This is a genomic window from Ectothiorhodospira mobilis (genome assembly GCF_016584115.1).
In the GTDB taxonomy this organism is placed as follows: Bacteria; Pseudomonadota; Gammaproteobacteria; order Ectothiorhodospirales; family Ectothiorhodospiraceae; genus Ectothiorhodospira; species Ectothiorhodospira mobilis.
In genome coordinates this window covers 40,220-51,754 of record NZ_NRSK01000021.1, presented here as the reverse complement: position 1 = coordinate 51,754, position 11,535 = coordinate 40,220, and the positions used below count along the sequence as shown (strand labels likewise).

General features: G+C 71.3%; 8 protein-coding genes. 2 read left to right on the top strand and 6 right to left on the bottom strand.

The window, feature by feature from the left end:
* Together CKO33_RS09390 and CKO33_RS09385 are read left to right on the top strand one after the other, a co-directional pair.
* On the top strand, positions 1–974 hold a 974-nt coding region (locus CKO33_RS09390), incomplete at its 5' end, for a YifB family Mg chelatase-like AAA ATPase (protein ID WP_200181823.1).
* 68 nt (positions 975–1,042) lie between these two features.
* On the top strand, positions 1,043–1,789 hold the full coding sequence (locus tag CKO33_RS09385; protein WP_200181821.1) for a 16S rRNA (uracil(1498)-N(3))-methyltransferase: 747 nt from the start codon (positions 1,043–1,045) through the stop codon (positions 1,787–1,789).
* A gap of 132 nt (positions 1,790–1,921) precedes the next feature.
* Here CKO33_RS09385 and CKO33_RS09380 read toward each other — a convergent pair whose 3' ends face one another.
* The 6 genes from CKO33_RS09380 to CKO33_RS09355 form a co-directional block, all read right to left on the bottom strand.
* Positions 1,922–2,389: a chemotaxis protein CheW gene (locus tag CKO33_RS09380; RefSeq protein ID WP_200181819.1), complete on the bottom strand. Its 468-nt coding sequence runs from the start codon at positions 2,387–2,389 to the stop codon at positions 1,922–1,924.
* Positions 2,382–7,898 carry a FimL-related protein gene (locus CKO33_RS09375; RefSeq protein WP_200181817.1) on the bottom strand — a complete coding sequence of 1,839 codons (5,517 nt, stop codon included), beginning with the start codon at positions 7,896–7,898 and terminating at the stop codon, positions 2,382–2,384. Before CKO33_RS09375 ends, CKO33_RS09380 begins: the two co-directional genes overlap by 8 nt.
* Before the next feature lie 108 nt (positions 7,899–8,006).
* Positions 8,007–10,082, bottom strand: coding sequence for a methyl-accepting chemotaxis protein (locus tag CKO33_RS09370; RefSeq protein WP_200181815.1), 2,076 nt, complete (start codon positions 10,080–10,082; stop codon positions 8,007–8,009).
* A gap of 70 nt (positions 10,083–10,152) precedes the next feature.
* Positions 10,153–10,716, bottom strand: coding sequence for a chemotaxis protein CheW (locus CKO33_RS09365; protein ID WP_200181813.1), 564 nt, complete (start codon positions 10,714–10,716; stop codon positions 10,153–10,155).
* The gene (locus tag CKO33_RS09360; protein WP_200181812.1) at positions 10,717–11,082 is read right to left on the bottom strand and encodes a response regulator; all 366 of its coding nucleotides are present in this window, start codon (positions 11,080–11,082) and stop codon (positions 10,717–10,719) included. It lies immediately after the preceding gene.
* A gap of 57 nt (positions 11,083–11,139) precedes the next feature.
* A complete protein-coding gene (locus tag CKO33_RS09355) occupies positions 11,140–11,496 on the bottom strand; it encodes a response regulator (protein WP_177217653.1) in 357 nt (118 codons plus the stop codon).
* Between the last annotated feature and the right edge of the window lie 39 nt (positions 11,497–11,535).

Sequence of the window (11,535 nt, the reverse complement as noted above, 5' to 3'; positions counted from 1 at the left end):
CCCCCGGTCCCGAACCCCCCGACCTGGTGGATGTGCGCGGCCAGCCCCAGGGCCGCCGCGCCCTGGAGGCGGCCGCCAGTGGCGGACATCACCTGCTGATGATCGGCCCCCCCGGCACCGGCAAGACCCTGCTGGCCAGCCGCCTGCCGGGGCTGCTGCCCCCCATGGCGGAGACGGAGGCCCTGGAGACGGCGGCCCTGCACGCCATCGGCGGCCAGGGGGTCGACCCCGAGCGCTGGCGCATGCGTCCCTTCCGCGCCCCGCACCACACCGCCTCCGGGGTGGCCCTGGTGGGCGGGGGGGCCCGGCCGCGTCCCGGGGAGATCTCCCTGGCCCACAACGGCGTGCTCTTTCTGGACGAACTGACGGAATTCGACCGCCGTGCCCTGGACGTGCTGCGCGAGCCCCTGGAGACCGGACGCATCAGCATCTCCCGGGCGGCCCACCAGGCGGAATTCCCCGCCCGGTTCCAGCTGGTGGCGGCCATGAACCCCTGCCCCCAGGGCTACGACTGCGATCTCGGGCCCCGCTGCACCTGCACACCGGAACAGCGCCGGCGCCACCGGGGGCGGATCTCGGCCCCGCTGCTGGACCGCATCGACCTGTGCATCGAGATGCCGCGGCTGCCCCGGGAGGTCCTCATGGGCGATGCCCCGGCCCCGGAATCCAGCGCGGCGGTGCGGGAACGGGTGGCCCGCTGCCGCGCCCTGCAGATGGAACGCCAGGGAGACCTCAACGCCGCCCTTCCGGGCCGGGAGCTGGAACGGCTGGCCCCCCTGGCACCGGCACAGCGGGGCCTGCTGGAGGCCGCCATGGACCGCTTCCGGCTCTCCGCCCGCTCCTACCACCGCATCCTGCGGGTGGCCCGCACCCTGGCGGACATGGCCGGGCGCGAGGCCATCGCCCGGGAAGACCTCATGGAAGCCCTGGGCTATCGCGCCATGGACCGCTGGCGGGAGCGGGACGGCGGCTGACCCGGGCTTGCACCCCGTGCCCCGGAGCCCGAAACTGGCGCCCCCATCCACCCGGTCGCCGAATCCCCATGCGCATCCCCCGCTGCTTCCTGCCCCATCCCCTGACCCCGGGCGAAGAGATCCCCCTGGACGAGCGCGCCCACCGCCACGTGATCCAGGTGCTGCGGCTCCGGCCCGGTGCCCCCCTGGTGCTGTTCAACGGCGGGGGCGGGGAATACGAGGCCACCCTCTGTGCGGCCGGACGCCGGGACTCCCGCGTGCGGGTGGAACGTTACCACCCCAGGGACACCCGCCCCGCCCTGCCGGTGACCCTGGTGCAGGGGGTGGCCAAGGGGGACCGCATGGACTACAGCCTGCAAAAGGCCACGGAACTGGGGGTGACGCGGATCCAGCCGGTGATCACCCGGCGCAGCGTCACCAGTGACGACCCCCGGCGCCTGGAGAAACGCACGGCCCACTGGCGCGGCGTGGTCCTCAGCGCCTGTGAACAGAGCGGGCGCAACGACCTGCCGACCGTGGAAGAGCCGATGCCCCTGACCCAGTGGCTGGAAGGACAGACCGCGCCCTCGGGGGATACCCTGCATATCGTCCTCTCCCCCGAGGCCCCCAGCGGCCTGCGGGGACTGGACCCACGGCCCACGGCAGTGACCCTGCTCATCGGCCCGGAAGGGGGGCTGGAAGCGGCGGAGATCGGCCAGGCGGTGCATACCGGCTTCATGCCCATACGCCTGGGCCCCCGGGTGCTGCGCACGGAAACCGCTGGCGTGGCCGCCCTGGCCGTGATCCAGGCCCTGTGGGGGGACCTGGGGAATTAGGGGGAGGGTTCTCACGGCGGCCGCTGGGGGAACGACCGCAATCAGTCCCGGGGCGGTCTTCCCTCCAGCGGCCGCCGTGAATCCCTCCCTGGAGGCTTGCGGGAAGACCGCCCCGGGCCTACCTACCCCACATCACAGCCTCTCCAGCACCTCCCGCAGCCGGCCCTCGATGCGCTCGAAGGCGGGGATGATGCACAGCACACCGCTGGCGCGCACCCGCACGGCCACCTCCGGCGGATCCTCCTCCCGCAGGGGCTCGGTCTCCAGATCCCCGGGGGTGAGATGCACCGGATGGGGGATGCCCCGCACCTGCAGCCCGTAGTATTCCAGGCCGGTATGCCGCTCCACGCCGTGCATCACCACAAAACGGTTGACCCGGGTCTGACGCTCCGCAGGCACCCCCAGCAGGGTGTCCAGGGAGACGATGGGCACCTGCGCCTGCCGCCACTCGAACACCCCGCGCATCCAGTCCGGGGCCCCCGGCACCTCCCGCACCACCTGCTGCGTCACCACCTCCACGGCGGCGGACTGGGGCAACAGCAGATTCTGTTCCTGCAGGGCGATGATGAAGGCGTTGACGCTGCGCACCTGCTCAGTCACGGGCCCCCTCCAGCAGGTCATGGATATGGGCCAGCAGATCCGCCTCCTGATAGGGCTTGCCGATGTAGCGGTCCACGCCGATCTCCTCGGCCCGGCGGCGGTGTTTCTCCCCGCTGCGGGAGGTGATCATGATGATGGGTACGGCCTGCAACCGCAGATCGTTACGCACATGGGCCGCCAGCTCGAAGCCGTCCATGCGCGGCATCTCGATATCCAGCAGGATCAGATCCGGCACCGTTTCCTGCAACAGGGCCAGGGCATCGAGCCCGTCCTTGGCCGTCAGGGCATGGAAGTGATGGCGCTCCAGCAAGCGGGCGGTCACCTTGCGGATGGTGATGGAATCATCCACCACCAGGACCGTGGCGCGGTCGGCCTCCGCCCCGCCGGCCTCCTCCCCGCCGGCATGGTAGGCCAGTTGCACCCCGGCCCCCGCCCGCACCAGGGCGGGGATATCCAGGATCATCACCACCCGGCCATCGCCGAGGATGGTGGCCCCGGAGATCCCCTTCACCTTCGCCACCTGCGGCCCCACGGACTTGATGACCACCTCGCGGCTGCCCATGAGGGCATCCACCTGCAGGGCGATGCGGGCGTTCCCGGAACGCACCAGCAGAACGGGGAACATGGCATCGGGGACCTCCAGGCGGGGCTGGGCCACATCCAGCAGGGCCCCCAGGTGCTTCACCTCGTAGTCGTTGCCGGCATAGGCATAATGGGGATCCCCGTCGGCATACATGCGCGCCAGCTCGCCGGCGCGCACCCGCACGATCCCCTCGATGCTGGACAGGGGCACGGCATAGAGCTCCTCCCCCGTCTGCACCAGCAGGGCCTGGCTGATGGCCAGGGTGAACGGCAGACGCACCGTGAAGGTGGTCCCCCGGCCGTGGGTGCTGTCGATGGAGAGGACGCCCCCCAGCTGCTTGATCTCGCTGTTGACCACATCCATGCCCACACCCCGGCCGGAGATCTGGTTCACCCGGTCGGCGGTGGAGAACCCGGACTCCAGGATGTACTGCATGAGTTCGTGGTCGGTGAGGGCCTCGGTATCCGGGACCAGCCCCAGGCGGGCCACCTTCTCCCGCACCCGTTCCAGGGGGATACCGGCCCCGTCGTCGGCCACCTGCAGCACCACCTCCGCCCCCTCGCGGGCGATGCGCATGCGGATTCGGCCGGTTTCCGGCTTGTCCGCCGCCAGGCGCTGCGGCGGGGGCTCGATGCCATGGGCGATGGCATTGCGCAGCATGTGCTCCAGGGGGGGCAGCATGCGCTCCAGCACCGAGCGGTCCAGCTCGCTCTCCTCCCCCTCCATCTCCAGTTCCACCCGCCGGTCCAGTTCCGTGGCGGTCTGGCGCACCACCCGCCGCAGCCGCGGCACCATGGTGGCGAACTGCACCATGCGGGTGTGCATGAGCCCCTCCTGGAGCTCGGTGGAGACCCGGCTCTGCTGCTGCAGCAGGGTCTCGGCATCCCGCACCTGGTTGTAGAGCAGTTCATGGATGCTGGCCAGGTCATTGACGCTTTCGGCCAGGGCGCGGGAGTACTGCTGGATGTTGGAATAGCGGTCCAGTTCCAGCGGATCGAATTCCTCCTCCCGGTCCCGGCCATCCTGGGGGGCCTGGCGCTCATCCTGGTGGCGATGGATGATCTGCGCCTCGGTCTCCATCTCCAGCCGGCGCAGCTGATCCCGCAGGCGGGCGATGGTCTGCTCCAGCTCCCCCAGGTTGAAGCCAAAGCCGGTGATCTCCTGCTCCATGCGGGCGTGGTAGATGTTCACCTCGCCGGCGTGGTTCACCAGATCGTCCAGCACATCCGAGCGCACCCGCACCATCTCCTGGGGCGCGGGGCGCGCCGCCGGTTGCACCTCTTCCACGGTGCGTGAGGGCGGGGGCGATGCAACGCCCGGGGTGGATGGCGCCTCCGGCTCCGCTTCGGCCTGGGCGGTGTCCGCCGGAGCCGCTTGCGCGGGGGGGGTATCCGGCCGCTCCGGCTCCGGCGAGGGGACGGCGGCGGACACGGGTCCGGGAATCGCGGAACCCCCGCCGTCCCCGCTGCGGATCGCATGCAGATGGCGCACCAGGTCCGGATCGGCAGGGATAGCCGCACCGCGGCGGGCACAATCCACCATCTGGGTGAGCCGGTCCAGACCCGCCTGCACCGGGGTGAGCATCTCCTTGTGGGGACGCTTCTGCCCCTCGGAGAGGGCGATCATCAGGCTCTCCAGGGCGTGGCTCAGGTCGGCGATGGGGGTGAGGGCGGCCATGCGCGCCCCCCCCTTGAGGGTGTGCAGCTGACGCTGGAAGGCATGGACCACCTCCCGGTCGTCCAGGTCCTCCCCCCAGGACTGCAGGCTGGCGTCCATCGCGTCCAGCAGATCGCTGGCCTCCTCCAGGAAGATCTCCAGCAGTTCCGGATCCGGCGCCTCCGCCGGTTCCCCGGCTTCTGCCGCCGCTGCGGTCTCCCCCTCCGGCTCCGGCGGTTCCCCTGGTTGCGTTGCCGGCGCGGCGGCCTCCTCCGTCCCCGGCCCCTGCTCTGCCCCCGGGGTGGCCTCTTCCTCCAGCACCGGCGCGGACCCTTCCCCTACCGCCGACACGGCCTCTTCCTGGCCCGGGGGTGCGGCCCCGATCTGCTGCTGCGTCCCGGACTCCACCGCCTCCCGCAACCCCTGGAAACGGTTCTCCAGTTCCGGGGCCTGGGGCACTTCGCTCCCCGGTGCCTCCAGGGCGGCCAGCACGGCCCGGACATGGATGGCCAGATCCTCCAGGGCGGCGATTCCCGGGGCATCGGCCCGGGGCGGATGGTGTTCGGCGCAGGCCTGCAGATAGCCCTCGCAGGCCTTGCAGACCTGCGCCGTCTCCGGGACACCCGCAGTGCGGGCGCTGCCGTTGAGGGTGTGCACGGCGCGCTGGAGTTCCGGGTTGACCCGAAGCCCCCCGGGGTCCTCCCGGGCCACGGCCAGGGCCGCCTCCAGCACCTGCAGGTGCTGGAGGGTCTCACCGCGATAGATGTCCAGCAGCACCGGATCCAGCCGGCCCCGGGCCGCCCCGCCCGCAGGGGGCTCGCCGGTGGCCCCCTGCGGGGATGAAGGCGGGGCCACCTCCGGTGCCGGTTCTGCGGCAGGGGACTCCCCCCCGCCGCGGGCCAGATCCCGGGCCCGCTGCATCAGGGCGGGGATGTCCATGGGCGGCGCGTCGCCGCCCCGGATCTGCGCCACCAGGTGCGGCAGGGCCTCCAGGGCCTCCCGCGCCAGGGCCTGTACCCGGGCATCGGCGGCCACGGTGCCGTCGAGGACCCGGTTGAGCAGATCCTCATTGACCCAGGCGAACTCCCCCAGCAGCTCGGCCCCCACCAGGCGACCGCTGCCCTTGAGGGTGTGGTAGGCGCGGCGCACCGTGGTCAGGGCATCGCCGTCTTGCGCATCATCCAGCCAGCAGGGAAGGTGTTCGCGGATGCGTTCCAGTTCCTCGTCGGCCTCCTCCAGGAAGACCTCCAGGATATCCGGATCGGCCTCCCCGGCGAGTACGGCCCAGGGGGTCTGTGGTGCGGCGGGCGGCGCCTCCTCCGGGACAACCTCCGATGCCGCCGCACCATCGTCTGCGGGCGGGGGCTCGCCATCGCCGGTGGTGTCGAAGGACGCGGGCCAGGCCCCCTCCCCCTCCTCCGGCAACCGCTCGGGGGTGACCAGGATCCGTGCCTGCGCATCGGCGACGGTGGCCCCGGCCTCCGGCATGGGGGGGTGGAGTGTGCTCTCCCCGGCAAAAGGGGGCTCTTCGGCAGTGGATCCTTCCGGGGCCGGGGCCGCATCGGGAGATGCCGCCTCCGGCATGGGGAAGCCCAGGCGTTGCAGGGCCCCGGCGCCAATATCCAGCAGGGTCTGTGCATCCCCGACGCCGGAATCCAGGGCCTCCAGATAACACTCCGCCGCGGTGATGGCCTCCGCCAGATCCGCCAGGGTCGCGGGATCCGCCCGTTCCCCCCGGGGCAGGATCGCCCCCAGGGCCTGTCCGATCCCCTCCATGAGGGCCGTCCCCCGGCTCAGTTCCAGCATGGCGAGTCCACCACGGATGGCCTCCACCCGTGCGGGGATATCCCCGGGATCGCCGCCCCCCTCGCCGGCGCCGGTGGCCTCCAGCACGGCCCCCTTGATGCGCTGCATGTCCTCCAGGGCGGCATGGAAGAGGGCCTTCAGGACGGCCCGGGATTCCCCCGGCGCCAGACCAGCCAGGGTGGCGGGCAGGCCGGTATCCCCTTCCCCTTGCGGGCCCGGTCCGGCGACGGCGGCGTCCAGGGCCGATTCCACATGCAGCAGTTCCGCCGCCGCCTGCATGAGCCGCTGCTCATCCGCCGCCTGCTGCCCCCCGGCCATGGCCTCCAGGAGCCCGGCCTCCTTCAGGGCGGTCTCCCGGGCCTCGCCCATGCCCAGCATGGAGAGGGTGTCGGCCATGCCCCGCAGCCGCTCCACCAGGGGGGAGAGTTCCTCCGGGTTGCGGCCGCCGGTGTGCATGAACACATCCAGGCGGTCCTTGATCTCCGCCAGTTCCTCCCGCAGGGCCTTGCTGACGCTGCCCATGAGTGCGGAATCGGGGGCACCCAGTGTCTCCCGGGCCGTGTCCGCGTCCTCCCCGGCGGGCAGGAGCCGGTCCAGGTGAAAGGCCCGGCGCACCTCATCGACCCGGGGATCCCCCCCGCGGGCGCGACCCACGTAGTACAGGAGATTGCGCACCAGTTCCTCGGGGATGCCCCCGGCCAGGTCCGTCTCCCCGGCGTCGACGAGGCGGCGGATCTGCCGGTCCAGCTGGCCCAGGAGCTGCTTCACGGCGGCCCCCGCCTCCAGACCGCCCCCGGCCAGGGCCCGGGTGAGGGCGGAGGCGATCCAGAACAGGCGGCGCAGCCGCGGTTCCCGGGTGCGGCGGTAGAGTCCGTCCATCACCCGGTCCATGCGCCGCAGGGCGTTGCCGGGGTCCTGCCCCCGCAACACCCCCAGCAGGCCGAGTTGATAGTGCTGGCGATGGGCACGGGCCCAGGTGCGCACATCCTCCGCCGCACCGGAAGGGGCCTCCGGGGGCAGCGGGGCCCGTTCCAGATCGGGCAGGAAGAGGACACTCTCGCTCAGCAGGTCCGCCTGGCGCATGGTGCGCAGGTCGTTGAGCAGGGGCAGGAGGACGATGGGGAAATCCCCGTGACCGGTACGCACATGCTCCAGGTAGTCCGGCAGTTGCAGGATAGCCCGCATGAGGACCTCCGCCGCTTCCTCGGTTTCCGTGACCTGGCCGTCCCGCAGGGCATCCACCAGGGCGGCGGATTCCTGCAGGAGCAGGACGGCGCCGTGCAGCTCCACCATCTCCAGGGTCCACCGGGCCTGGTCCAGGTGCTGGCGCAGGGTCTCCAGGTGCGCGGGATCGCGGCCTTCCTCCAGATAGGCCTCCAGGGCGATGCGGGCCTCCCCCAGCAGGGCCTCCAGCCCCTGCCGGAGCCAGCGCAGGGCGTTGTAATCGCGATGCTCTTGTCTCATGACACACCCTGTCCCCATGGCGCCCGCACTTCGGGACCGGCCGCGGCCACCGGCAGGCAGGGGTTCGGCCAACGGGAGCGATGGGCCCGCCGGGACGGCCGCGTCACTTCAGGCCCCGGTGCCATCATCCCGTTCCTCCTTGCCGTCCGCAGCGGCCAGTGGCCGTTCCGCCTCCCCGGCAGGGGCCGGGTCCACCACATCCGCCCCTTCGGGCAGCTTGAAACCGGAGACCGAGCGGCGCAGTTCCGAGGCCAGGCTGGCCAGGTTGCCGATGGAGACCGCCGTCTCGTTGGTGCCGTCGGAGGTCTGCATGGTGATCTCCTGGATCACGTTCATGGTACTGGAGATATTCTGGGCCACTTCCGACTGCTGGCGGGCCGCCGTGGAGATGGTGTCGATGAGCTCCGCCAGCTGGTGGGAGACCCCCTCGATCTCCGCCAGGGCATCGCCGGCATCGAAGGCCAGGCGGGCACCGCTGACCACATTGGCCGTGGACTGTTCCATGGAGGCCACCGCCTCGCGGGTATCCGCCTGGATGGTCTTCACCAGGGCCTCGATGCGCTTGCTGGCATTGGAGGAACGTTCCGCCAGGCGCTGCACCTCGTCGGCCACCACGGCGAAACCGCGCCCGGCCTCGCCGGCGGAGGAGGCCTGGATGGCGGCGTTGAGGGCCAGGATGTTGGTCTGGTCGGCGATGTCGGTGATGAGGCTGACGATGTCACCGATCTCCTGGGAGGATTCCCCCAGGCGCTTGATGCGCTTGGAGGTCTCCTGGATCTGCTCACGGATGGTGTCCATGCCGTCGATGGTCTTGCGCACGGTGAGGGCCCCCTTGGAGGCGATCTGCACCGATTTCTGCGCCACCTCGGCGGAGGTGTCGGCGGAGCGGGACACCTGCTCGATGGAATCGGCCATGTCGATGACCGCGGAGGAGGCGGAGGTGATCTCGCTGGCCTGGCGGTTGGAGGCATCCGCCAGGCGCAGTGCCGTGGCCTGGGTCTTCACCGCGGCGTTGGAGATCTGCAGGGCCGTCTGGTTGATGGTGGTCACCAGGCTCCTGAGGGCGTCGATGGCATAGTTGACCGCGTCGGCGATGGCCCCGGTGATGTCCTCGGTGACGGTGGCGTGGACCGTGAGATCCCCCTCCGCCAGGTTGGTCATCTCGTCCAGCAGGCGCAGGATGGCCCGCTGGTTGCGCCGGTTCTGCTCCCCGGTGACCGCCAGGCGACGCTGGGCGTCCCGGTGGAAGAGATAGGCCAGCAGGCCCACGGTGGCCACGGCCAGGGCGGCCAGGACATAACCCAGGATCACCCAGAGGTTAAGGCCCGCGGCGCGGGCGTCCACGGCCTCGCGCAAGGCATCCACCGCATCCAGCAGCCCTTCGCCCCCCGCCTCCAGACGTTCCTGTGCCGCCCCCACCGGGGTGAGGCGCGGCGCCAGTTCCAGGATCCCCTCCAGCGGCGGGGTCAGGGCCTGCATGCGCCCCTGAATGCGCTCCAGACCCTGGCCTGCGGCCGAATCCCCCCCACGGCGCGCCGGGGGCACGACCTGCAGCAGGGTATCCAGGTCCTCCGTGGCGTTCTCCAGACCGCCGCGCAGGCGGCGCGCCGCCTCCGGCATCCCCTCCCCCGCCGTCACCAGGGACAGGTCCCGGCGCAGATCCCGGGCCGTGAGGGCCAGCCGGCTGGCGCGGTGGACGGCCGTGGAGCCGGCATTGGCGTCGGCCAGGGCCCGGGCGGTGGCCGAGGCGGCCTCTTCCAGGTCCCGCAGGTCCTCCTGGGCCGGCACGGCCAGACGGCGGGCCTCTTCCAGCCAGGCACCGGCATCGACGATCTCGTCCAGGGCCGGACGCATCCCCTGCCAGGTGGCCTCCACCGAGGCCAGGGGCCTGCGCAGCTTCGCCGGGACCCCGGCGTCCAGACGCTGCAGGGCGGCGTCGAACCGGTCCCTCAGGGTGCGCATCCGCTGCGGGGAGGCACCCGCCTCCAGCAGCGCCAGTTCCTGGGCCACCCGGGTCTGCTCCCCCACCAGGGCGGCATGACGGCGGGTTTCCCCCACCTGCAGGGTGTAGTAGATCAGGGTGGTGACCGTAAGCAGGATGAACACCCCCAGGAGGGCGGTGAGGATCCCGGTTCCGCGACCCAGCCCCCGCTGGACGGCCCCTTCGCTGGAAGGCGGATTCATCGTCTCTCCTCGATGCCTCTGCGTCGTCAACTCGGCCCGCCTTGGCCGGCCCGCCCGGGGCCGCAATGCCTCAGGCGGAGATGTTCATGAAGGTCTCGTCATCCACCAGTTCGTGCAGGCTGAACACCGGCAGGTACTCCTCCCCGCGCCGGTAGGCCCCGATGACATGGGGCTGGAGGGGGGGCTCCACGGGGGGCGGCTGATCCATCCACTCCTCCCGCCAGAAGTGCTTCATGCCCACCACCGACTCCACCAGGAGCCCGGCGTGAACCCCCCGGTGGTTCATCACCAGCACCCGCCGCCGGCGCGGATCGAAGGCCTGGTTCTCGCCGAACAGCCACCCCTGCAGGTCCATGAGGGGCAGGAGATTGCCGCGCATGTTGGCCATGCCCAGGGCCCAGGGCTTGACCCCGGGGATGCGGGTGCAGGGGGGCGGGGTGATGATCTCCGCCACCTGGTCCATGGGGGCCAGCAGGGGCTGTCCGCGCAGGTGGAACAGCACGCCCTTCCAGGCACCACGCAGTTCGTCCTGGAGGGGCATCTGCCCCCCCAGGGCCCGGCCCCGGCGCTCCACCGAGACCAGATAGGCGAACGGATCGCTGACGGCCTGGTGGTGTGCCCGCGTCGCCGCCATTCATCGCCCCAGCACGTCGTCCAGCCGCGCCAGCAGGTCCCGCTCCGAGACCGGCTTGACGATGTAGTCCCGGGCCCCCTGACGCAGGGCCCAGACCCGGTCCGTCTCCTGGTCCTTGGTGGTGACGACGATGACGGGTATGGCGGCGGTGGCCTCGTCCTGGGCCAGCTGGCGCGTGGCCTGGAAGCCGTTCAGGCCCGGCATGACCACGTCCATGAGGATCACGTCGGGCCGTCCCGAGCGCGCCTGGGCCAGGCCCTCCTCGCCGCTGGTGGCGGTGAGGACCTCGTGGCCGTGCCGCTCCAGCAGGGTCTTGAGGACGTGCACCTCGGTGGGTGAATCATCAACCACCAGGATACGGCTCATGGGCGGATCCCCCTTGGCAGGCATGATCCCGCGGCCGGGGCCGCGGCGAGGATGGCGTCAGTCCCGGTGCACGTGGGCACGGATGGCCCCCAGCAGGTCGTCCCGGGTGAACGGTTTGGTCAGGTACTGCTCCGAGCCCACGATGCGCCCCCGGGCCTTGTCGAAGATGCTGTCCTTGCTGGAGAGCATGATCACCGGGGTGGAGCGGAACAGGCGGTTGTGCTTGATCAGGGCGCAGGTCTGGTAGCCGTCCAGGCGGGGCATCATGATGTCCACGAAGATGATCTCCGGCCGGTGCTCGGCGATCTTGGCCAGGGCCTCGAAACCGTCGGTGGCGGTGATCACCTGGCAGCCATGGCGCTTGAGCAGTGTCTCGGCGGTGCGCCGGATGGTCTTGCTGTCATCGATGACCATCACCTTGAGGCCGTCCAGGCCCTCGGCGTCAACGGCATC